16 protein-coding genes and 1 pseudogene are annotated in these 24,418 nt (G+C 40.0%); 7 read left to right on the top strand and 10 right to left on the bottom strand.

Translation table 11 applies throughout. The features are described 5' to 3' along the window. A pseudogene (locus tag BEGALDRAFT_RS12510) lies at window positions 1-651 on the top strand (Eco57I restriction-modification methylase domain-containing protein); the annotation flags it as partial. A 196-nt stretch (window positions 652-847) separates the two neighbouring features. Here BEGALDRAFT_RS12510 and BEGALDRAFT_RS12505 read toward each other — a convergent pair. The 3 genes from BEGALDRAFT_RS12505 to BEGALDRAFT_RS12500 all read right to left on the bottom strand — a co-directional run bounded on the left by BEGALDRAFT_RS12505 (window position 848) and on the right by BEGALDRAFT_RS12500 (window position 1,658). Continuing rightward, window positions 848-1,135, bottom strand: coding sequence for a helix-turn-helix domain-containing protein (locus tag BEGALDRAFT_RS12505; protein WP_002690505.1), 288 nt, complete (start codon window positions 1,133-1,135; stop codon window positions 848-850). Window positions 1,136-1,202: 67 nt separating this feature from the next. After that, window positions 1,203-1,361, bottom strand: a complete 159-nt coding sequence (locus BEGALDRAFT_RS19220) for a hypothetical protein (RefSeq protein WP_157237588.1) — start codon at window positions 1,359-1,361, stop codon at window positions 1,203-1,205. 93 nt (window positions 1,362-1,454) lie between these two features. Beyond that, window positions 1,455-1,658: a hypothetical protein gene (locus BEGALDRAFT_RS12500; RefSeq protein WP_002690503.1), complete on the bottom strand. Its 204-nt coding sequence runs from the start codon at window positions 1,656-1,658 to the stop codon at window positions 1,455-1,457. Between the two features lie 434 nt (window positions 1,659-2,092). Between BEGALDRAFT_RS12500 and BEGALDRAFT_RS12495 the strand changes: the two genes are divergently transcribed. Both BEGALDRAFT_RS12495 and BEGALDRAFT_RS12490 read left to right on the top strand, forming a co-directional pair. Then, entirely contained in the window at window positions 2,093-5,443 is a 3,351-nt protein-coding gene (locus BEGALDRAFT_RS12495; protein ID WP_002690501.1) for a helicase-related protein, read from the top strand. A 98-nt stretch (window positions 5,444-5,541) separates the two neighbouring features. Then, window positions 5,542-6,231: a hypothetical protein gene (locus BEGALDRAFT_RS12490; protein ID WP_002690500.1), complete on the top strand. Its 690-nt coding sequence runs from the start codon at window positions 5,542-5,544 to the stop codon at window positions 6,229-6,231. A 193-nt stretch (window positions 6,232-6,424) separates the two neighbouring features. On the opposite strand, the gene BEGALDRAFT_RS12485 is transcribed toward BEGALDRAFT_RS12490, so the two are convergent. After that, window positions 6,425-7,330 carry an Rpn family recombination-promoting nuclease/putative transposase gene (locus tag BEGALDRAFT_RS12485; protein WP_002690496.1) on the bottom strand — a complete coding sequence of 302 codons (906 nt, stop codon included), beginning with the start codon at window positions 7,328-7,330 and terminating at the stop codon, window positions 6,425-6,427. 192 nt (window positions 7,331-7,522) lie between these two features. Between BEGALDRAFT_RS12485 and BEGALDRAFT_RS12480 the strand changes: the two genes are divergently transcribed. Then, the gene (locus BEGALDRAFT_RS12480; protein WP_002690494.1) at window positions 7,523-12,628 is read left to right on the top strand and encodes a M48 family metalloprotease; all 5,106 of its coding nucleotides are present in this window, start codon (window positions 7,523-7,525) and stop codon (window positions 12,626-12,628) included. A 363-nt stretch (window positions 12,629-12,991) separates the two neighbouring features. On the opposite strand, the gene BEGALDRAFT_RS12475 is transcribed toward BEGALDRAFT_RS12480, so the two are convergent. Further along, complete coding sequence (locus BEGALDRAFT_RS12475) at window positions 12,992-14,122, bottom strand: ABC transporter permease (protein ID WP_002690492.1); 1,131 nt, start codon at window positions 14,120-14,122, stop codon at window positions 12,992-12,994. Further along, window positions 14,119-15,423 carry an ATP-dependent DNA helicase gene (locus tag BEGALDRAFT_RS12470; RefSeq protein ID WP_002690490.1) on the bottom strand — a complete coding sequence of 435 codons (1,305 nt, stop codon included), beginning with the start codon at window positions 15,421-15,423 and terminating at the stop codon, window positions 14,119-14,121. The genes BEGALDRAFT_RS12475 and BEGALDRAFT_RS12470 overlap by 4 nt, the downstream gene beginning before the upstream one ends. A 133-nt stretch (window positions 15,424-15,556) precedes the next feature. Here BEGALDRAFT_RS12470 and BEGALDRAFT_RS18370 point away from each other — a divergent pair, with 133 nt between their 5' ends. Beyond that, complete coding sequence (locus BEGALDRAFT_RS18370) at window positions 15,557-16,039, top strand: DUF2062 domain-containing protein (RefSeq protein ID WP_002690488.1); 483 nt, start codon at window positions 15,557-15,559, stop codon at window positions 16,037-16,039. A gap of 16 nt (window positions 16,040-16,055) precedes the next feature. After that, on the top strand, window positions 16,056-17,984 hold the full coding sequence (locus BEGALDRAFT_RS12460; protein WP_002690486.1) for a transglycosylase SLT domain-containing protein: 1,929 nt from the start codon (window positions 16,056-16,058) through the stop codon (window positions 17,982-17,984). Window positions 17,985-18,531: 547 nt separating this feature from the next. On the opposite strand, the gene BEGALDRAFT_RS12455 is transcribed toward BEGALDRAFT_RS12460, so the two are convergent. The 4 genes from BEGALDRAFT_RS12455 to BEGALDRAFT_RS18365 all read right to left on the bottom strand — a co-directional run bounded on the left by BEGALDRAFT_RS12455 (window position 18,532) and on the right by BEGALDRAFT_RS18365 (window position 21,954). Beyond that, window positions 18,532-19,383, bottom strand: coding sequence for an AAA family ATPase (locus BEGALDRAFT_RS12455; RefSeq protein ID WP_198284644.1), 852 nt, complete (start codon window positions 19,381-19,383; stop codon window positions 18,532-18,534). Between the two features lie 182 nt (window positions 19,384-19,565). Next, entirely contained in the window at window positions 19,566-19,817 is a 252-nt protein-coding gene (locus BEGALDRAFT_RS19415) for an AAA family ATPase (RefSeq protein WP_198284643.1), read from the bottom strand. Window positions 19,818-19,825: 8 nt separating this feature from the next. Then, complete coding sequence (locus BEGALDRAFT_RS12450) at window positions 19,826-20,389, bottom strand: RNA 2'-phosphotransferase (protein WP_002690482.1); 564 nt, start codon at window positions 20,387-20,389, stop codon at window positions 19,826-19,828. A gap of 35 nt (window positions 20,390-20,424) precedes the next feature. Beyond that, window positions 20,425-21,954: a serine/threonine protein kinase gene (locus tag BEGALDRAFT_RS18365; RefSeq protein ID WP_198284642.1), complete on the bottom strand. Its 1,530-nt coding sequence runs from the start codon at window positions 21,952-21,954 to the stop codon at window positions 20,425-20,427. A 333-nt stretch (window positions 21,955-22,287) separates the two neighbouring features. Here BEGALDRAFT_RS18365 and BEGALDRAFT_RS12440 point away from each other — a divergent pair, with 333 nt between their 5' ends. After that, window positions 22,288-24,414 carry a type I secretion system permease/ATPase gene (locus tag BEGALDRAFT_RS12440; RefSeq protein WP_002690478.1) on the top strand — a complete coding sequence of 709 codons (2,127 nt, stop codon included), beginning with the start codon at window positions 22,288-22,290 and terminating at the stop codon, window positions 24,412-24,414. The last annotated feature ends 4 nt before the right edge of the window (window positions 24,415-24,418 follow it).

The raw sequence follows: 24,418 nt of genomic DNA, 5'->3' as shown, positions 1-24,418 counted from the left end.
AAAATGATTCATCAATTTACGCATTTGTGGGGTGAACCGCGTTATTGGGTTGATGAACAAGAAGCTAGAAAGGTTTTACTGGGAAAAGAAACAGATACAGGGCAAAAACTGGATTATCAGGGGTTTCGGATAGGATTTCGTGATGTTGCGAGTAGTACGAATGAAAGAACAATGATTGCAACTGTTTTGCCTAAAAATATTTTTTTAGGAAATACGCTAATTAACTCTATACAACCTAAAGAAAACAAAATGTTGTTATTTATAGTTGCACTGTTTAATAGTTTTGTTATTGATTGGTTAATTCGCCAAAAAGTGACTGCACATTGCAATATGTTTTATGTCTATCAACTGGTTATTCCTCGCCTAACCGCAACCGACCCGATATTTAACGAAATCGTCCGCCGAACCGCGCAACTTATCTGCACCACACCCGACTACGACGACTTACGCGCCGAACTAAACGCGACAGGGTTTAAAGACCTGCAAGGACAAACCGACCCCACCCAACGCGCCCAACTCCGCGCCGAACTCGATGCCTTAATCGCCCATCTTTATGGTTTAACTGACGAAGAATTAACTCATATTTTAAACACTTTCCCGTTAGTCGCGGAGGAAGTGAAACGGGGCGTGCTGGAGAAATTTAGGGATTAAACGCTGTCTGAATCAGGATTAAAGACTGTCTGAATCAGAATTCACAGAATTTCCAGAATTAGCAGAATTAAAAACAATTAAAAACATAATTTTTTATTCTTTTAATTTTCTTATCTTTTTAATTCTGGAAATTCTGTTAATTCTGAAAATTCTGATTCAGACAGTGTTTTAAATCCTGATTCTGATAAACCAACGCTCAAAACTCAAGCACTAACTTATTCATTCCCAATGCTTTAACTATTTTATAAATAACATCAATACCTGCTGAAACTTGGGCGTTTTCTATACGACTAATCACGGCGGGCGTTGTGTGTGCTTTCTCTGCCAACTCTTTCATACTTAAATGATGTGCAACCCGTGCATTGTGAATGATTTCCGCTAAATGAAGACGTGCTCGATTCTCATCAACATACGCTTGATATTTAGGATGTTGTTTAACTTCGTCTAAAGTTACCAAAACGGCAGAATAATCTTTTACTTTCATAATCAAGAATCTCTCTTGTTAAGCCATAGCCCCACAACATCTCATTGTAGGGCTGAAAAAGTATTCTCTAAGAGATTGCTTTTTCTGTGATGTCAATACTATGACGGTTTTTTAAATAAAAGGCTAAATATTGCTCTGCATCATCTAAAAATAGTTGAATTTCTTTGTCAATTTTCGCTTTTAGTGCTTTTTCATAACGTTTTGGTTTCTCAACCACATTTAACAATAAAATTTCATTTTCAATAGTTTTAAATGCAATTCTGACTAATTTATCAGCAAGACTAATTTTAATAATGCTAACTTCACAGTTTTTATAAGGTTATACTAACGGAGGAAGATTCATTGCCCCGTTATGCTCCCAAAGAAATTTAATCGTATCTTGTATCTGTGCAACTTGCTTTGTACGCTGTTTTTCTTGTTCTTTCGTTTCACCATCTAATTTATTATAAAGAATCATGTACTCTAAAAACGGTGCAATCATATTATTGTCAACATCAGAAACTAAACAAGCGAGTATCTTCATGAAATAACCTTTTTTCATTTGACCATCTATTATGTATTATGAGGACAGTTTATTATCTAATTAGATAATGTCAAATTGAGCGTTTGAAGATTGTAAAGACTGTCTGAATCAGAATTCACAGAATTTCCAGAATTAGCAGAATTAAAAACAATTAAAAACATAATTTTTTATTCTTTTAATTTTCTTGTCTTTTTAATTCTGGAAATTCTGTTAATTCTGAAAATTCTGATTCAGACAATCTTTTAATCCTGAAAATTCTGATTCAGACAGTGTTTAATACAGGATTAAAAACATAATTTTTTTATTCTTTTAATTTTCTTATCTTTTTAATTCTGGAAATTCTGTTAATTCTGAAAATTCTGGTTCAGACAATCTTTTAATCCTGAAAATTCTGGTTCAGACAGTCTTTTTTAAAAAATCAATGAGATACCCCTATGACAACTCTATTCGACAATATCAATGAAAAACTTCTCCCGATTTTGCAAAAAAGCCTTGCGGTTGCTTATCGGGCTGATTTCTGTATCGGTTATTTTAATCTAGGCGGTTGGGCGCATCTTGCGGATTATGTGGATAAATTAGAGGGTGGCGAGGGGAAATGTTGCCGTGTTTTAATCGGTATGGCTCAGGCTCAGGCAAATATCCCCAGTTGGCGCGTGCGTTACGGGTTAAGAGATGAGGAAACGCCCGACCCGTCAGAAAGAAAAAAATTATTAAATGTCGTCATGACTGAATTTTATGAACAGTTAATCCGTTCTATTCCTTCCAATCGGCTCGAAAAGCAATTAAAACAGTTGGTCGAGCAGTTAAAAACAGAAAAATTAAAAATCCGCTTATTTCTGAAACATTCCCTACACGCAAAATTATATTTATTGTTCCGTGAAGATGATTTTAAGCCATTAATCAGTTATTTAGGCAGTAGCAATTTAACCCATTCAGGGTTATCAGGGCAGGGAGAATTAAACGTTGATGTTGAAGGCTCTGAAGTCGGAGAAAAATTAATTGCGTGGTTTAATGAACGTTGGGAAACAAGGTATTGTGAAGATATTTCACAACGTTTGATTGAATTAATTGAACAAAGTTGGGTTGAACAAGCGGTAACGCCTTACGAGGTTTATTTAAAAATTGCTTATCATTTATCACAAGAAGCGCGAATTAGTTTAAATGAGTTCGAAATCCCGCGCGATTTTCGTAAAAAATTATTTCCTTATCAAGTCACTGCCGTTAAGTTAGCCGCACGTCATTTGGCACAGCGGGGCGGGGTATTGTTGGCGGATGTGGTCGGCTTGGGTAAAACCATGATGGCGACGGTCTTGGCGAAAATTTTTGAGGAAGTGCATCGTTTAGAAACGTTAATCATTTGTCCTAAAAATCTCGTGAGTATGTGGAAAACAGGCTATTGTGACCGTTTTTTAAAAATGAGTCATGTTTTATCCCTTTCTGAAGTGATTAACGCCTTGCCTGATTTAAAGCGTTATCATTTGGTGATTATTGATGAAAGCCATAATTTACGGAATAAAGAAGGCAAACGTTATAAAGCAATTCGTGAGTATTTGGCGAAAAATGATAGTAAGGTTATTTTACTGTCTGCAACCCCTTATAATAAGACTTATGAAGACCTTGCCAATCAGTTGGGGTTATTTGTTCCTGTGGATAAGAATTTAGGGATTCGCCCTGAAGTTTTATTAAAAAAGGCGACTAAGGATGAAAAACGGCGTTTAAAAGAACATGGTGAATATTCTTTAGCGGCATTTACGCTGAGTCCTTATCCTGATGATTGGCGGGAGTTAATGCGTCTTTATATGGTACGTCGTACCCGTAGTTTTATCCAAGAAAATTACACGTTATTCGACACGGAGAGACAGCTTTCTTATTTATTGTTAGAAAATCAAGAACGGGCTTATTTTCCAATACGGAAGCCGAAAACGCTAACTTTTTCTGTGGGTTCGCATACGGCTTATGGGCATTTGTATGCACAGGAAACCGTTGATTTATTAAGTCAGTTGTATTTGCCACGTTATGGGTTGGGGGATGTAAAATATTTAGTGCCTACGGTAGATATGACAACGGAAGAAGAGAAAATTATCCGTGACTTAAATCGGGGTGGTAAGCGTTTAATGGGGTTTTGCCGTACTAATTTATTTAAACGTTTAGAAAGTAGTGAATCAGCATTTTTGTATTCGGTTGAACGGCATGTCTTACGTAATTTTGTGATGTTGCACGCGCTAGAAAATCAATTGCCTGTGCCGTTGGGAACTGAGCCGTTAGCGGTGACAAATTTTGATGCACAAGTGGCTGATAATGATGTTGATTTTTTGCATAAATCAGCGGGAGATATTGAAAATGATGGCGATACCGTTGTTGAAAATGAGTTAGTCGATACGTGGTCATTAAGTGCGTTAAAACAGCGGGCAGTGGCGTTATATGGGGATTATCAGCAGGTAAAAGGGCGGTTTCGTTGGTTAGCCGCAAAGCATTTTTCGGGTTTGTTAAGTGAGCATTTAAACGCGGATGCGATGCAGTTATTAAGTATTTTACAGCGTTGTGGGCAGGTGAATTATCAGCAAGATGCTAAATTAGCAACGTTAGTGCATTTAATCACTGAATTGCATCCAACAGAAAAGATTTTAGTATTTACGCAGTTTGCAGATACAGCACTTTATCTCGCCCAATTTTTTAAAAATAAAGGGGTTTTAGGTGTTGAAGCTGTGACAGGACAGAGTGATAACCCGAGTGAGTTTGCGCGTCGATTTAGTCCTGTTAGTCATGGTAAGACGGATAAAATAGAAAATGAAATCAGGGTATTAATTGCAACCGATGTGTTATCGGAGGGGCAAAATTTACAAGATGCGTCGATTGTAGTGAATTATGATTTGCCGTGGGCAATTGTGCGATTAATTCAGCGGGTTGGGCGGGTGGATAGAATTGGACAGCAGAATAGTGAAATTTTGTGTTATTCGTTTTTGCCTGCCGAAGGGGTAGAGAGTTTGATTAATTTGCGCCAGCGTTTGCGTTTACGGTTACAGGAAAATGCGGAAGTGATTGGCACAGATGAAGCCTTTTTTGAGGATGAGACGCAATCAACGCTGTTAGTGAATTTGTATCATGAAAAAGCAGGCAGTTTAGATGATGAGGTTGACCACGAGGTCGATTTAATTTCTGAGGCTTATGCGATTTGGACAAAAGCGATTAAGGATAATCCTGATTTAAAATATAAAATTCCGCGTTTACCGCCTCATATTCATACGGCTAAAGCGCATACAGAAGCGGGGGCGGTTGTGTATTTAAATACGCCGATGGGGGGCGATGCGTTGGCGTTTATTGATGCGTCGGGCAAGATTGTGACGGATTCGCCAAAAGCAATTTTAACAATTGCCAGTTGTCGCCCTGATACGCCTGCACTTGCACGTCCTGAAGCTCATTTTGAGTTAGTTAAAACCACGGTTCAGACATTAATGGGGGATGATGATGATAACGCAGGCAGTGGCGCGGGGAATTTAAGAGGAATTAAGTTTAAAGTTTACAATCAGTTAAAAGCATTAGTGAGTGAACAATTGTTGTTATTTTATCCTGAATTGCCTGAAATTTTAGAGTTATTAAATAGTTATCCTTTGTATCCTGAAATAAAAGAAGAGTTACATTATAAGTATCGTCATCAGGTGAGTGATGAGGAGTTAATCGAGTATTTAATATTGCGGTTTCATGAAAAGCGTTTATGTATTGTGCATGAGTCAGTTAGTTTGCAAGAACCGCAGGTTATTTGCTCGTTAGGCTTGGTAGGACGTTAATTTGTGATTAAACTGAGTTTGGCGAGGTAATCGCGTTTTAAGCATAATTTGCGCAATTAATTAACCCAACGACATAACCCATAGGCGGTCAATGAGCAATGAGCACAGAATCTACCCCTCAAGTGACAGAATCTAGTCAAGAAACCCGTTTAGCGATTACGGCGTTAGTTGATGGTTTGCAACAAGCCTTTACACGTCTTGAAGAGCAAAATCAACGGCGAGACATTCGGCAAGCGCAAGCCATGCGGTTGCAGGAAAAGAAACACCGTGCACAGGTTGAACGACATGAAGCCAGTGAAAAACGCCATCGGTTGATTATGTTTTTATTGATTCCAATTACTATCATAGCGGTTTTGATTGGTATCAATTTGTATCGCACGATTAATGTAATGGAAAATGCCATGCAAAGTATGTCGTTGAATATGGGAAAAATGGAAACTTATATGAATTCTATGCATAGCAATATGGCGACAATGGCAAATAATATGTCTGTCATGAGTGTTAATATGCAACAGATGTCAACGGATATGAGTACGATGTCGGTGAATATGGCGGCGATGCAAGGCGATATGCATGGCATGTCAGGAAATATGCAAACAATGTCTGGCAACATGGGACTAATGTCGGGCGATATGCACACGATGTCGGAAGATATGCGAGTTATGCGTAATGCAACTGTTTCAATGGATTATGGTGTGCGTTATATGAGTCGTGATGTCGGTGCGATGTCACACACAGTTTCACCAGTCATGCAGGGAATGCGGCAAATAATGCCGTGGGCACCTTAGTAGGCACGCGCTTTTGAATCCTGATTCACAAAAAAATGTAGGGTGGAATAGCAAAGCGTATTCCACCATACGATTTATAATCAGTTTTTGCTCAGTTTTTGCAGAATTTCAAGGTGGAATACGCTTCGCTATTCCACCCTACAACATTCAATCTGTTGTCTTTTTAAAAGAAACTCGCCGAACTCAGATTAATTTAGGATTTAAAAAGCTCTTCTAGTTGTTGAATTTCTAAAAGTTTATCTGTCCAACCTTCCAATTGTTGCGCTGAGGCTTGCGCTAATTTTTCTTGAATGTGTTGCGGTAATTGACCGAAACGCTTTTCTAGTAATTTGCGTAATAAGTTGACCTCGCCTTGCGTTATCCCTTCGACTAACCCCTCCGCCTTGCCATCTTCAAAAGCGGTGTTTATCACTGCATTGTTCGACCAGTAATTCATTAAACTACGGCGATATTGTTGCGCTTGTCGCGGTTTTAAATTCGATAGCTCCGCAATTTCAAACGCTTTCTTAAAAACAGGTTCGTTTAATATTCTCGGTATCTCTTCTAAATTCGCTAGGTTTTTTAAAAAGTAAATCCATTTTTCAAAGTGATTTTCTAACTCCTCCGCCTTTTTATTGAATAAAGGCATTTGTAAAAAGCAGAAATGAAGTTTGTCGTAGAAAATTTGTCCGTGTTGGTTTTTTAAGCTGACATCTTGGCGAAAGTCAGTTGCTTCAGGAGCTTCTTCAATAAAGCAGTCTAAGATAGCGATGAAGTAAACCGCAGAAAGTTTAAAGTTCCATACGCCTTTTTTGGCTTGTTCTTGAATGGGGAAAGTGACGTAAAACAAGGCGCGGTCTTTGAAGTAATCCATGCGGGCGCGTTGCATTTCAACGATGAATTTTTCGCCGTTAGGACTGGTGCAGTAAACATCAAAGAAGGCTTTGCGGTCTTCGGCGTAGAGGGGGAGTTTTTCGGTATTTTTAAATTGTAGGGTTTGAATTTGGTGGTGGGCGGGGAGTAGTTGGTTTAAGAAGTCGATTAATAAGTCTTTGTTTGCTTCTTCGCCAAAGAGTTTTTTAAAACCAAAATCAGTATAAGGATTGATATAACGGGACATTGTGATTTCTCGGATTGCGTCAAAGCTAAAACTGGCGGTTATTTTAATAAATATAGGCATTTTCTACATTATCACTATTCTTGTGTTCAGCTTGTTTAAATTTAGTTGTTATAAAACCCCTTGAAAATGAAGTGTTATTTTGTCATGATTCATGCCTAACTAAAAAACTTTAATAATCAAGGTAGTGAACTTATGGAAAAAGCAGAATTTAACGCCCTCGTCGAGCGGTTAACGGTTTTTGCAAAGGAATATCCGCAGAAATATAAGTTGCGGGTCGCGTTGTTGGCGGGTTTAGGTTATGCCTATGTGTTTTTGATAATTGCCTTGTTATTTCTTGGTTTAGGCGCGTTGATTTATTTAGCTATTGTTAGCCATCACGCTGCATTATTTGCCAAATTTATTATCGGGCTTTTCATTGTTATTGTGTTTGTCTTTCAAGCCTTGTGGGTACGTTTGCCTCCCCCTGATGGTATTCCTTTAAAACGTCAGCAAGTTCCTGCTTTATTTGACGTATTAGATGATATTCGTCAGCAGTTAAAAGGGCCTAAGATTCATCAAGTTTTGGTCGATAATCGGTTTAATGCGGGCATTATGCAACGTCCGCGTCTTGGGATTTTTGGCTGGCAAAAGAATTATTTATTGATTGGTTTACCATTTATGCACGCGCTGTCGCCTGAACAATTTACGGCGGTCTTAGCGCATGAATATGGGCATTTGTCAGGCGCACATAATAAATTTGGTTCGTGGATTTATCGTATTCGGCAATCGTGGTATCGCTTGATGGATGTCCTTGCACAAAATGATAGTTGGGGCATGGTTTTATTTCGGCGATTTTTTAATTGGTATATTCCATTTTTTTCTGCGTATAGTTTTGTGTTAGCACGGGCGAATGAGTATGAAGCCGACCGCGCATCGGCGGATGTGGTGGGGTCTCGCACAACAGCAGAAGCATTGATTAATAGTTCTATTCAAGGGCAATTTTTAGAAGAAAAGTTTTGGAAAAATTTGTATAAATTGGCGGATAAAAAGCCTACACCTCCCGCGTTATATCCTTTACTCCCCAAGGCATTAACACAAAGTTATAGCCAATCTGCGTTAGTTTCGCAGTGGTTGGAGGATGAGTTAGACATTGAAACAGGGATAGAAGACACGCATCCCGCGTTAAAAGACCGTTTAGCCGCACTGGGTGAAACCGCCGTGATTCCTAAGCCTGTTACGGAAACCGCTGCGGATGTATTACTTAAATCACATTTGGCAGTTTTACAAACACAATTTAATCAACAATGGCAGGAGAATATCAGCGAGCAGTGGCAAGCACGCCATTTGCATTTGCAGGAATCTGCACAATTATTAGAAATTTTACAGGCTCAGGAAAAGCAAGACCCTTTGCAATCAAGGGAGTTATGGCTATTAGCACAGACAACCGCAGAAATTGAAGGCGATAAACAAGCATTTCCTTTATATAAACGCTTGTTAAATGACGCTGAATTTTCTACAGCGGCTTATTATCAAGTTGGGCGGATTCTTTTAGAGAATCAACAAGAAAAAGGCGTTACTTGTATTGAAAAAGCGGTTGAGCAAGAGCCACGTTGGTTAATTGATGGTTATGGCTTGATTGCACAATTTTTCGAAAAACAACAGCAAAAAGACAAGGCAGTACGTTATCAGCAGTTGGCAGAAGAGCGAGCCTTATTAGAACAACGAGCGTATGCAGAACGGCAATTTGTACGACAAAATGAGGTTTTACTTGCACATCATTTAACAGAGGAACAAATCCAAGCCCTTGCGGAACAATTTGCGCAAGAGCCAACCATTAAGCGGGTTTATATTGGGCGGAAAAATGTACAGTATTTGCCTGAACATCCTTTATATGTGATTGGGATTAAAAGGACTTTTGGATTGCGTTCCGCGTCGTCTGATAAGCAATTGCGGGATAAATTAATCAATCAGTTAAATATTCCATCGAATTTCGTTTTAGAAATTTTAAATAGTGATTTCCATTTATTAGCCAAACGGTTACGTAAGATTAGAACCAATTTGGTTTATGACAAGCGGTCTTACGCTAAAGGTTTAAGCCTGCCGACTCAAACCGTGAAAACGGTAACGTCAAGCGACGCAACGCCCACCCCAACAAGGGCTTTTCGTGTCCATCCTGTTTGGTTGATATTATTGACTTTAATCGGCTTATTCGCAGGTTTGGTGACCATTGATAATCCGTATAAAAATCAAATAACGGCTTATATCGAGTCAATAGTAGTGCCTTATCTGCCCTTTGATGCCCCACAAAAAACATCTAACTTGCCAACATTAGCGGTTGCTAAAACGCCTGATGAGATAATTGCAGATTTTCAGTTGTCTTATGCCTTGCCATTTGATGCCCGCTTTGTGCAAGGGGGGATTATTGCCGTTTTGCAATACAGTAAGTTGTTTTTAAAAGAGGATTTGTTACAAATTCGCTATGACAGTAAGCAGTTAGATGAATGGCGTTATTTGATTACTTATCAAGTGAAACAAGGGAATACGTCGAATATTAAATCGTATCAAGCAACGCTTTCGACAAAAGCAGAGGAAATTGATAAAAATCTCAGTGAATTAACTAACGTTATGGTGGGAGTTACGCGCGATTTTCCTGCTGTTTTACAGCTTGGCAGTGAATCGTATGATTTTCAGTTAGATAATCTCTTTAAAGATTTTGATTATGAAAAAATTTTTACCACCATGCAGACCGTAGAACAGCAAATGCTCGCGGGTAAAGCATCGCCCGCTAATTTGTTGACGATTAGTGAGTTATGGTCATGGTTAGCATTTTTTAAATCGACGCAAAATAATTTGCAGTTGTCGGATGAATTTGCGACGCAGGCGACTGCAAGTTATTTATTAGCACAAGCTTTTAAGGCGAGTTTGCCCCGTGATAGTTATCAGCGCGGTTTGTTATTGTTTGCCTTAGATTATCCTGCAATGGCATTAAATGCGTGGCAAGCGCAAACAGTGACTGATAAACGCGAAATGAGCCGAATGACTCAGTTACAAGCGTTTATCCGTCATGAAACAGAAATCTTAAAAAAACAGCCGAATGATGCATTAAATCTTTATTTATTAATGCGTTATTATAGCAAGCATGGCGAGGGTAACGTATCGCATCAATATCTGCTTGCCTTTTTGGAAAATAGCGAGCCTTCATTTTTAATCGGCTTAGAATATGCCATTGCAATAGGTTCTGTAGGGATACAACGACACTTTACGCCAGAATATTTTCGCCGTTTGTTAGAACAGCAATCCGCTTTATTGCAGACTTTTTTTGGTGTCCCGCCGTCAACGTTGTTCGATAAGATGCTTGCCTTATTTAAGATAGCAAGCAACGAACAGCCCGCATTATCAAACATAATTGAGATTCAACAACAACAGCTTAAAAAAGCCAGCGCGTTACAAAAAGAAACCGCCTTTTTCTCTGCGGATTTATTAAGAAAAATCATTGAACTAGACATGCAAAATGCAGCGACTAAATGGCTCAATTTAGAATCTAATATGTTAGGGCGACCTGATGAAGCGATGCGCGTTTATAAGGTGATTACAACTTATTATCCTGATTCGCCACTTGCTTATTCTTTGCAATTTAGCATGACCAGCGAATTTCCCAAAATCAATGAGCTGTTTGAAAAAGCGTATCAGGCAAAATTAGATCGTTATGGTCTTTATGCCGTTGTCGCTACAACTTCATATTTACGTCAATTTTGGCAGTATTACCCAAATTTAATCGCATGGTTAAATAAATACCGTCAGCAAAGTATTACTAATGCACGAGGATTGTTATCAAATATTATTTTTTATCAGGTATTTATGTACGAGCCTGTTATACAGCGTTATTTCGATAACTTAAAGAAAATAGACCCTTATAATCCTGATGTATGGCGATTAGCCCTTGTGTTAAATAAAAAAGACAGTGTTATCGAAGAGGCACATGCTGTACTAGGGGATAGTTATGCCTTTTTTAACCTCGTGGGGGATTATTGGGCATCATCGGAGAAAAACGATACAGCCTCTGCGTTACGCTTTTATGAGCAAGCACTGGCGGCTTCACCAAGCAGCTTTTCAGCCTATAACAAAGTCACTGAGTTATATATTCAAAACAAAACTTATGAAAAAGCAATTGCGCTTTCGAAACAGTTTTTAACACAAGATATTGAACCGCTTTCAAGGTACTCTGTTATTAATCGAATGGGTAAAGTCCAATTACTACAAAAGGACTATCAAGGCGCGTATAAAAGTTATTTAATTTCTGCCAAAGATGGTGGGCAGGCAGCTGCGTTAGTTGGTATTGCCAAAGCCAGTGAACAGCTTAAAAAAGCAAATGCAGAAACTTTATATCAACAAGCGGTTGAGCGTTATCCGCAAGGTTTTGCAGTTACTGAATTAGGCTTATTTTATTTACGTCATCAGGAAGTAGATAAGGCGGTAGCAACGTTTAAAAAGTATCTTTCTTATCAAGAACCTTGTTACTTTTGTAGTGAGTTAATTGATTATTATCAAGCGGAAGGTAAACCTGAACAAGCCATTGATATAGCGATGCGGACTAAAGGAAAAGACAAAGGTAAAGACAGTGAAAATACGATTTTGTCATTCCTTGCAGACTATTATCGTCAAAAAGGGTTACATCAACTCGAAATTAGTCTGTTAAAACGTTTGTCTTCTCGGATGCAAGGGGAATTAAAAAAGGATATGCCGTTTTATTATGCGGGTCAGTATATTGATGCGTTAGTAAAAAGTGGCGCGCCAGATGTAGAGGAACGGTTAGCGGATTTGATTAAAACTTATAAATTGGTGCATTTCCGTATGTTGGAATTAGTCGGTGCAGATTTGATTAAATTTGGACATTACGATTTAGCTTTTACCGTGAATAAAGCCTTGCATCAGAGTTATAACGGCAGTCGCGCAGGGGGAACGAGTTTAGTGATGTTAGCCATTGCGTGGCGATTTGGTTCAAAACACAGTGAGGCGGATAAAGCCTTTATTCTGGAGTCTTTTAAAAATTTAGAGGATCAAGATGAATGGGTAGGGAAAAAAGTCCGTGCGTTGCTAGGCGATGAACCGATAGAGAGTCTTACCGCTTATATGACTAGCGATTTACGCCGTAATGAAATTTATTATTTCTTAGCGGGTGCGGCGGCTGCCGACGGACAACGCGAAAAAGCCATTATTCTCTTGCTATTAGCCCTTGAACTTCATGCAACAGATAATGCGGAATATTTGATGGCTTATGGCTTATTAAAGCAGTTGATAAAATGGGAAGAGGATATTTAACAGTCAGAATCAAAACTGGCAGTCCTTTTCGTATTCTCAACTTTTGCAGAGTTTCATGGTGGAAATGGTGGAATACGCTACGCTAACCTGAGTTCGGCGAGTTTTATAAAGTAAAACAGAGACCTACTAGGTTTTCAAAACTTAGTAGGTCTTTTTTTGTCTGAATCAGAATTAACAGAATTTTCAGAATTAAAAACAATTAAAAACATAATTTTTTATTCTTTTAATTTTCTTGTCTTTTTAATTCTGAAAATTCTGTTAATTCTGAAAATTCTGATTCAGACAATCTTTTAATCCTGAAAATCCTGATTCAGACAAGCTGTTGTCTTTTTAAAAGAAATTCGCCGAACTCAGGTTATTGAACTAAACCCCCACCCAGCTAAATATCACGGAAAAGATTGCTTCAGCGAGCATGACTAGAAAAATCGCTTGTACAACGCTGATAGTCACTTGTCGCCCGACGCTGTCCGCGCCGCCTTTGGTTTGAAAACCTTGATAACAGCCAACAATCGCAATAATCATCGCGTAAACAACCGTTTTTCCAATTCCAATGAGGTAGTGATGAATAGGAACAGCTTTCGGTAAACGTTCTAAAAAGTCGCTGAAACTGACATCTAGCGTTAATTGTGAAATTAACATTCCACCGAATAAGCCCATAATATCCGCATATGCTGTAAGGAGTGGCAGGGCGATGACAAGGGCAATAATTTTCGGAATTACTAATAAATCTAGGGGGGCAATGCCTAAGGTTCTTAGCGCGTCGATTTCATCGGTGACGTGCATCGTACCAATTTGAGCCGTGTAGGCAGAACCACTACGCCCTGCGACCATGATAGCGGTGAGTAGGGGGGATAAAACTCGTAATAGTGTCACGCCGACCAGATTAACAACAAGGATATTCGCACCATAGATTTTTAGCTGTTGTCCGCCTTGGTAGGCAATCACAATGCCCATGAGAAACGACATTAAGCCGACAATGGGTAGCGCGGTTACACCTGAGCTGTAGAGGGTGGCAAAAACCGCTTGCCAGCGGATGCGGTGCGGTTGTAGTAAGGCAACCCATAAGCCGATACTGACTTCTCCAACAAAGGCGAGAAAATGGTAAATCTCGTTTAAACCCCGCCAGACTTGTCGCCCGATGTCTTCTAGGAATAATCCTTGCTCAGGCGGTGGCAGGGGGGCGATGTTATCGGCATAATCTTGTGCGAGATTAATCAGTTGTTGTTGTTCTGAGTTGAAGCGGGTGAATTCTACGGCTTTTCCTTGTGCTTGTAGGCGTTGATGCAGGCTACAGAGGAGACACGCGCCCGCTGTGTCTAGGGCTTGCACGGCTTGCCCGTCGATGCGGAGATGGGTCAGCATGGGAAAGGTGAGTTTATTCAGCGCGTTTTCTAGTTTGCCGAGTCCGTTTAGCGTCCAATCTCCTTGACAAATAAGGGTTTCTCCGGTCAATAGAATATTGGCATTGCTATTGATTTCTGGGGTTGTCATCATGGTTTTAAACGTTCAAAAAAGTGAATAACCCGTTCATCAACAATAACATCACTCATGCGGATAGGTTTGCGGAGAATTAAACCGTCTAGGGTACGACAACGGCTAAGTGCTACGTAGAGTTGTCCATGTGCAAATGCGCCACGTCCGAGTTCTATAACGACGTTGTTAAAGGTTTTTCCCTGACTTTTGTGTATGGTCATTGCCCATGCAAGGCGGAGCGGGTATTGCGTAAATGAGCCTATCACGTTGGTTGTTAAACGGGCGGTTTTTGAATCAAATTCGTATTTGAGAATTTCCCATTTTGCAGGCTCTACTTGATAAATATCGCCTGCATTGGTTTCTACCTGAATGCAGTCAGAAAAGAGCGCGATGACACGCCCTAGTGTGCCGTTTACCCAACGTTGTCCACTGTCGTTTTTAACAAACATGACTTGTGCACCAACTTTTAGGGTTAATTCAAGGTCAGTTGGGGTGTTTTTCGCATCAAATTCCCCTGTGAGTTTGCCTGTATAAATATGTTCAGGGGTAGTCAGTTGTGCTAAGTGGTTGTTATTAATCTCCATTGCGAGTTTATTTGTGGTAGCAAGGGTGATGTAATAGGCTAATTCGGGGGCTTTAAATTCGGGTAAATGGCGGGTGTTGAGTAAATTTAATTCGTTCGCTGTGATTGCGTTGTGGCGAATGGCATTTAAGAGTTGGGTAAAAGTGGCTTCTTGTTGACGGTAAATTTTTTCTAGGGAAATCAGGGTTAAATCTAGGATTTCCATCACATTCGCACTGAAAAAAAACGGGCTAGGATAGACGGTTTTAAAGAGGTCTTCTTCTTGGGTGGTCACGACGGGCGGTAATTGGAATAAATCGCCAATGAAAACGATTTGTACACCGCCAAAGGGTTGCAGGGGGTCGCGTCCATTAAGGCGCATAAATCGGTCAACAACATCGAGTAAATCGGCTCTAACCATCGAAATTTCATCAATCACGAGGGTATCGATAGATTGGTATAACTCGCGTCGTTTGCCTGATATAGCTTTGATTTCGCTTGGATGAATAGGGCGAGAGGGCAGGCGAAAGAATGAATGGAGGGTCATTCCATCCACATTGAGCGCGGCGATGCCTGTCGGTGCGAGGACAATCACTTTTTTGCGGGTATGACAGCGAAAATAGTTTAATAAAGTCGATTTGCCTGTGCCTGCTTTGCCCGTAATAAAAACCGATAAACTAGTGTTTTCTAATAAATGTAAAGCCTGTTCAAACTCTGGGCTTAAGTCTAGCGGTTGTGGCGTTAATAGCGCGTCAGTCATGTTATTATCACCTTCACGTTATGGGCATAATGGGCTACGGGTTTAAAATCATGCACATCATGCATAGTTTTTAAGCTATTCGGCTTATAATAAACGGTTTTCGTGTTAATCATTGGGTATAGAGTATCTGCTTATGAACTGGATACAAAAAAACATCACACTATTTTTAGACTTGTTAAAACAAGGTCTTACGCCGACACAACTGGCATTATGTGTTGCATGGGGCGTGTTATTAGGCATTATGCCTATGCTAGGCGTTGCGACGGTTTTATGCGTGGTGATTGCCTACTTTTTTGGGCTTAATCAAGTTGCTATCCAATTAGCCAATTATTTGGCTTATCCGTTACAAATTACAGGGTTTTATGTCTTTAATTTATTAGGCGCACAGATTATTTTTACCAATAATCATTTAACCCTAGAATTACTTTACCGTTTATTAGAAAGCAATTTTTATTTTTTAATCGAACAATTTGGCGTTTTCATTTTACAAGCCTTTATTGGTTGGATTATTAGCGCGCCCTTTGTTTTTCTGATTATTTATCTTTTCTTTTTATGGCTTTTCTCCCGCCTGATTGTGCGTAAACCCCACCCCGATACACTTCAAAAAGCGGATTGATATAAAAGGATAATTCATGCGTCATTGGTTCAAACAAGCAGGCTTTGTTATTTTTAGTCTTATCAACATCCCCCCCGTTTTCGCGGTTAATGTGGTAGAACAACGGCTACAATTTCAACAAGCCTATGAAGCCATTCAAGCTAAAGATAACCAACGTTATCAAAGTCTCATCGCAGAATTACAAGATTATCCGATTGTTCAATATTTAGAATATTATTGGCTGAGTGACCATCTGAACGATAATCTTAAAATGCAAGCCTTTTTTGGGCGTTATGCCGATAGTCCTGTCGCCCCGCGTTTACGTCGCGCATGGCTGAATCAACTGATTAAAGATAAAAATTGGTCGCAATATCTCCGCGCATATACCCCTCAAAATAATAGCCTACTTGCTTGCCATTACCTCAATGCTGTTTTAACTCAACAAAATGCCTTAAATGCAGAACAATTGAGCGAGGCTAAAAATTTATGGGTGGTCGGTAAATCACAACCCAATGCCTGTGACCCTGTTTTTAAATACCTTGCTGATAAACAAGAGATTACGAAAGAGTTACGCTGGCAACGTATTCGCAATGCGATTGCTGAGAATGATTTCAAACTAGCTCAAGGCATTGCCAAAGGCTTAAGTAAAGACGAACTTGAATGGGTCAATCGCTGGGCAACCATGCAAGCGAATCCCACGGCAACGCTTGCAACATTTAACTATCCTGACACCCCGTTGACCCGTGAAATTATCCGCTACGGCATCAAACAACTCGCCCGCACGGAAGCCGACAGTGCTTATCAATTCTGGCAAACCCTAAAAGACCGCTATCAATTTTCTGCTGAAGAACAAAGCGATGTTGCTTATACACTTGCGTTACGCAGTAGTTGGCAAGAATCGCCCAACGCCATTACTCGCTTATTAGCCGTTAATAAAGCCAGCGTTGACGATACCTTACGTCAAGTCGCGCTACAAGCCAGTCTTGCCACTTTAGACTGGGATTCTTTACTGCAACTCGCGCCACTGTACTCACCAGTTGATAGCGATGATAACGCATGGGAATATTGGCAAGCCCGCGCCTTTGCTGAACAAGGCAATGTCCAACAAGCCGAAGCCATTTATCGCAAACTCGCCCAACATCGTGACTATTACGGCTTTCTCTCAGCCAACCAGCTAAAACAACCCTACGCGCTGAATGATGAACCGTTAAATGTCAGCGCGAATGAATTATTAGCACTGCAAAAAAATCTGAATATTATTAAAGCCAGAGAACTCTACTATGTCGGACAAGAAGAATTTGCCCGCTTAGAATGGCGACTTGCCACCGAAAACATGACGCAAGCGCAATTAAAAGTTGCGACCGCGTTGGCAAATCAATGGAGTTGGTATTTTGAAACCATTGTAACTGCGGCTAAAGCCAAAGCCTTTAATGCTTTAACCGCGCGTTTTCCAACGCCACATTATGATGCAGTAATCCGTTATGCATCTGAACAAGATTTAAACCCTGCTTGGGTTTATGCTGTTATCCGCCAAGAAAGCGCGTTTAACGTGAATGCGCGTTCATCAGCTAATGCTTTAGGCTTAATGCAACTTTTGCCCACAACCGCCGCAGAACAAGCCAAACGGTTAAAAGTGAGTTTTAACAACCAAGCAGAGATTTATCAACCTGAATTAAACATTCAATTAGGCACAGGCTATTTAAGACATTTATTAGGACGTTTAGATAATAATGTTGTTTTAACCACAGCTGCTTATAACGCTGGATTATCCCGTGCTCGCAAATGGGCGGATAAATACGGCTGTTTACCAACAGATGTTTGGATTGAATTAATTCCCTTTAAAGAAACAAGAAGTTATGTAGAAAGCATTATGAGTTATACGCCAATTTATGAATGGCGATTACTTGGCAATCAAACGCCTACGCCAATGCCATTACAAGCTATTGAACGGGAAGGGGGATGTTAGTTAATTTGAGTTTTGCGAGTTTTATAAAATAAAACAGAGACCTGCTAGGTTTTCAAAACCTAACAGGTCTTTTTTTGTCTGAATCAGAATTCACAGAATTTTCAGAATTAGCAGAATTAAAAACAATTAAAAACATAATTTTTTTATTCTTTTAATTTTCTTGTCTTTTTAATTCTGAAAATTCTGTTAATTCTGAAAATTCTGATTCAGACAATCTTTTAATCCTGAAAATCCTGATTCAGACAAGCTGTTGTCTTTTTAAAAATCTCGCCGAACTCAGGTTAATTTAACGCGAGTACGGCGAGTTTTATAAAACAAAACAGAGACCTGCTAGGTTTTGAAAACCTAGCAGGTCTCTGTTTTGTCTGAATCAGAATTCACAGAATTTTCAGAATTAGCAGAATTAAAAACAATTAAAAACATAATTTTTTATTCTTTTAATTTTCTTGTCTTTTTAATCCTGAAAATTCTGTTTCATGGTTTTGATTTTTACTAGGGACATTGAGTAAATTTAAAAATACACTGGTGTCAATAATACAAACTGTACTCAACTTTGTCCCCCTTGCATTTTTGCCAGCCAGTCAAGTGCTTTTTGTTTTTTCTGTTCAGGCGTTGTGGGGGATTTTACAAAGCGATCAACCACGCCATTTGTTACTAATTCTCCTAAGGGGGCTTGTACTACTAAACCGATATAATCTGGTAAATCTGCCAATCGTACTAATTGGCTTTCTCCCGTTTTGGGATTACGGTAACAAAATACGACATCAGCAAGTGCGCTCTCTGGTAAAGCATCCATTAAAGCGGGGTTATGGGTTGAGAGTAGCAGGCGCACATCGCGTCGTTTAGCTTGTTCATACATAGTGGCGAGTAGTTGTTTAGCACGGGATGGATGTACACCATTGTCAATCTCTTCAATAACAACGGTAGAACCGCTCGGCGCAGATAGCAAAGCAGCAGCAATGGCTAAAACGCGCAGTGTGCCATCAGATAGTAATTCGACCGACCATTTACGCTCAATATTGCCAAAATTCTCCACTAATTCTAAAGCAACTTGTCCGCGTCCATCTTGGAAAAACGTTAAATTTTTAATGTCTTGTTCAGGCAGGCTTTTAATAAAATCAATGATAATAGACTTTTTCTGTTTATCTTGGCATAAGGTGTACAACACGCCAGATAAGTTGGCACAATTGCCACGCATCCGTGAGGGGATAGGATCAAGGAATAGTGTATTTGCTAGTAATTCTTGAAATTTTTTGGTAATTCGTGGGATTTCTATTTGTGCTTTTTTATGACCTGATTCAAATAATGCTGAACTTGCGAGTTGATTTAAAATAGTGATTTGGTCTGTGCAATTAATTTGTGGTTTTTTACCACCTCGGGCAAAGTTGTTATATGCCACGCGCACATCATGACTTGTACCAGATGAAGCTTGCTCTATTCGGTATAAAGGAAAATTTTTATTCGGAGCGGTAATACTTTCTTGTGCAATATGTAACTCATCATCCCGTAATACGATGGTAATATCTAATCTATTCCACTCAGTGTCATCTGTTTGGCAACCTAGGGTAAAACTTAATCCGCCTATATTATCGTGATTAATCCCTTGATAGCCAAAGTCTTTATATGTCCACGTAAAATTTGTTCAGAGTCTTCTATACGATATTTTAAAGTAGATAGTTTTTGTCCTTGACTTAACCAACATAGAAAACGAAAGGCTTCAAGCGCATTACTTTTGCCTGACGCATTTGCACCAATCATTAAGGTTAATGGGGATAAATGTAGGGTTTGGTCTTGGTAACTTTTGAAGTTTTTAATATGAATCTCTGTGAGCATGTTATTGCCTAATTCCTGTCTGACGACGTTAATAAACAAAGAAAAGTAGGCAATACCTTCGCTGTGAGCCAAACACCATTATCTGATTGAAAAAATTCAATCTGTTGCGCTCGCATCGCTTGCGTATCGATGAGAAAAATTACAGGGTTGCCATGACGGATGCCAACTTTATGCGCGGTTTCAATATCAGCGGATAAATGCACATGATGGCGTTGCATCGGTAATAAACCTTGTTCCAAAATCGAAGCCACAAAGCGTGTAGCCGTCCCGTGATATAACGCGGTAGGGGGTTCAACAGGTCTGAGTTGTAAATCAACTGCAGTACTGTGTCCTTGATTTGCCCGAATCAATAAGCCTGTTTCATCAAATGCAAAGCGTTGTTTATCATTGCTTTCTACCACTTCACGTAATTCTTCAAGACTAAAAGTCACGCCTGCAATAGTCGCTTGATGTAATAAGGTATCAACAGATACCCATCCACCCACTTGTAGCACTAAATTTAAGGCTTCAGGGGTGTGACGGAGATGTTTTGAAAGGAATTTACTTAAAAAAACCTGACGTTTTTTATCCATTTTCTAAAGTCTCAAACACGATAAATGACAAGTGTTTAAGCAGGTGGCACGCAACTTTCCATTTCTACCAAAAAGCCAGAATTTACCCAGCCTTTTACTTCATTAAACTGGACTAACACCCACACCGAATTTTTAAAAATATAGAATGTATCTAAATATAAAACACATTCACTCGCAGGCGGAATAATCCCGACAATGCCTGCGCGGGGGTTAGGGAATTGGCGCACATTTAAGACATCATCGTCAGCAACTTTTGCACTGACTTTAAAATAATGAGATGTGGGCGCAGGCGCGCTACTCGCATTATTGGGTAAAGGTTCACCGCTTTCTATGTCTTTAATAAAGCCATCCATTGCGGTTTGAACGCCAAATTTGCTTAATTGCGAAATTGTATTTTCTAATTGCTTGATATTAAAATCCATTTCGCTAATAACTTTTGCTTGCTCGGCTAATTTTGTCGTGGTGCGGGTGCGTTCTGCGTCTAATTGACGATTATATTCATTTTGTTGTTTTTCTAAAATGTTATTAAGTTCTTGATTTTTATCCATCAATACGCCAACGGTTAATGCGAGTCCGACGATAATCACCCCTGCTATGCTTGCAACATAACGTTGTTTTTGATTTAAACGTAATAATTGGTCAGTTTTTGAAGGAATAACCGTTTGTGTCGATGGGGTATCGGTTAGTGGTAGGATAATTTTCTCGCGCCATGCGACGATACTACGCGGGCGGTCTTCTTCGCTCAATGCTAACGCCCAATCTACTGCTTGTAATAACGTCGGATTATAACGACCTTTGCCGATTTCGCTGGCGGGTATCATCGGGTCTTTAATCACGCGACGCGTTGCGGCGGGTGGGTCTTCGCCACTGATGGCGCGGTACATGACTGCCCCTAACGCATAAATGTCTGTCCACGCGCCTTGAATGTCTAAAACATTATCGTATTGTTCTAACGGTGCATAACCAGGGCTGACAATACTGGTGACGCTACGACTGCGTTGGCTCACGGCATACCGCGCTGAGCCAAAATCTAATAAAACTGGGGATTGGTCATGACGGATATAAATATTATTGGGTTTTATATCGCGGTGTAATAAACCCATCTCATGTACTAATTGCAGACCATCCATGAGTGGCAACGCGATATTTAATAGTTCTTGCTCGCTTAATTTACTTTTTTCTTTTAAATAATCAGCTAAACAATAACCTTCTTGGTATTCCATGACCATGTAAGCGGTGCCGTTTTCTTCAAAAAAACGCAGTACACGGACGATATTTGAGTGCTTAAACTTCGCTAAAATGCGTGCTTCGTCTAAAAAGCATTGTAAGCCCCATTTAAAAGAAGATTCATCCATCTGCGAGCGGACGCAAACGCTACTCACGCCATCACGCACGGCAAAGTCACCGGGCATATATTCTTTAATGGCAACTGATTGATGTAAGTTTGTATCTAAGGCAAGATAGGTGACACCAAATCCACCGGGTTTTCCTAATACCCTTTCTATTTGATATTCCTGAAGTTTAAAGCCTTTTGGTAAGGTGTGGCGGTGTTCTTGCGTGTCCAAGCGAAAGCCCATTCCTAAAAGTGGCGAAAAAAGAGCGGAAAAGTTTAACGATAGCGCATTATCTTCGACAAGCAATCATTTTACTAAGCATAGAACGATTCGCAACTGCGTTATATCACAAAATACGGATGATAAATGGTAAGCACATCTTTGAGCGTGAGGGAGAAAGTTTGTCGACTTAGTTATTTTCTTCAAATAAAGAAAAATAAAACGAAATAGAGATGATTTACCCACATCATAAATTAATTCACGGCGTTCAATATTTCTTTTCAGACTTTTTTATGACTTAATAAAGTTAAGCAACTTTAATCAAACAAATTAAACGATATTTTCATGTCCATAAATACTTTGCAGGATGACCCTTTATTAGCGTGTTTAGTGATTTTAACGCAATTAAATCATAAACCCTTTTCCGCAGAGGCATTGCGGGCAGGTTTACCGTTAGACAATCAGCGTTTTTCGCCCGATACCTTTGCTCGTGCTGCGGAACGGGCGGGGTTTTCTGTGCGTGTTGCAACGCAAGCATTAGATAAACTCACCGCGCTACATTTGCCCGCTGTTTTACTATTAGCCGATGGGCAAGCCTGTCTTGTGTTAAAAAAGTGGGATAAAAAACGCTTACAAGTGATATTCCCCAGTGTGGGGGAAGGGGTGACGGAAATCACCGCGCATGAATTAGCGCAACAATATACAGGCACAGCGTTATTTGTTCGCCCTGTTTATCCATTTGACCAACGCACCGAGGCACACGCACCCGCGCCAAAAAGTTGGTTTTGGGGCACATTGTGGCAATCGTGGGGCTTATATGGTGAGGTGTTATTAGCCTCTTTATTAATCAATCTGTTCGCGCTGGCTTCACCGTTATTTGTCATGAATGTGTATGACCGCGTTGTCCCAAATACCGCGCTAGAAACTTTATGGGCGTTAGCTTTAGGCATGTTGTTAGTGCTGGTTTTTGATTTTTTAATGCGCAATTTACGCGGTTATTTTATCGATACCGCAGGAAAACGTGCGGATATTGTCTTATCCAGTCGCGTTTTTGAACACGTGCTAGGCTCGCAACGTTGCACACATCCCGCTTCTGTTGGCGCATTTGCCAATCAACTGCACGAATTTGAAACATTCAGAGACTTTTTTACGTCTGCTACGTTAACCGCCGTTATCGATTTACCCTTTGCATTACTCTTTATCGCGGTGATTTGGGGTTTATTACATCCACAACTTGCCCTTTTTCCCTTGTTTGCCATGCCGTTAATTATCATTTTTAGCTTACTGATTCAATTACCACTACGGCGCATTATTCAGCAAAACACGCAAGCAGGTGCACAAAAACAAGCCTTGTTAGTTGAAAGTTTAAGCGGTTTAGAAACCTTAAAAACAATCCGTGCAGAAGGCACAATGCAACGTCGTTGGGAGTTATTAATTGGGCAATTAGCACAAGGAGGATTAAAAATCCGCTATTTATCTGCATTGTCCGTTAATTTTTCCGTTTTTATTCAACAATTAACCAGTATTGCCGTTGTCGTTTATGGTGTGTATTTAATTGCGGATAAAGAAATAACCACAGGGACATTAATCGCAACGACGATTTTAACAGGACGGGCTTTAGCCCCGATGGCACAAGTCGTGAGTTTAATCACCCGTTATCATCAGTCGCTACAAGCCTTTAAAGTCTTAAATAATTTAATGCGTTTACCCTTAGAACGTCCGATAAATCATCCCTTTGTACATCGCCCCGTGTTACAAGGTAACTTAAACTTACAACACGTTAAATTTACCTATCCACAACAAACACAAGCGGTTTTACAAGAAATTACTTGCCAAATTCAAGCAGGGGAACGGGTCGGCATTATTGGGCGAATTGGTTCAGGTAAAAGCACTATTGCTAAGTTATTACTGGGTTTATACCTGCCTGAATCGGGTAGTATTTTGCTGGATGGGGTGGACAGTCGGCAAATAGACCCTGAAGATTTACGGCGCAATATGGGCTATGTCGCGCAAGACCCAACTTTGTTTTATGGCACTGTGCGAGAAAATATTGTCTTAGGTGCACCTTATGTGGACGATGCACAACTGTTACGAGTGGCGGAATTAGCGGGCGTAACCGATTTTGTCAACCGTCATCCATTAGGTTTTGACATGCCTATCGGTGAGCGGGGGGAAGGCTTATCAGGTGGACAGCGTCAAGCAATCGTTTTAGCGAGAGCCTTTTTATTAAATCCGCCCATTTTATTACTGGATGAGCCTAGTAATGCAATGGATAACAGCACTGAGGAGGCTTTAAAAGCGCGTTTATTGCCGTTTTTAACGGATAAAACCTTGATTTTAATTACACACCGTCAGTCATTATTATCGTTAGTTGAGCGGTTAATCGTCGTTGATAATGGTCAGGTGGTTGCCATGGGCGGGCGTGAACAAGTGATTCAGGCGTTGCGGAGTGGGGAAATTCGGGTGGGGTAGAAGA

It is taken from the genome of Beggiatoa alba B18LD (genome assembly GCF_000245015.1).
GTDB classification, from domain to species: Bacteria; Pseudomonadota; Gammaproteobacteria; order Beggiatoales; family Beggiatoaceae; genus Beggiatoa; species Beggiatoa alba.
Note: the sequence above shows the minus strand (reverse complement) of the source record. Positions and strands in the feature narration are given on the sequence as shown.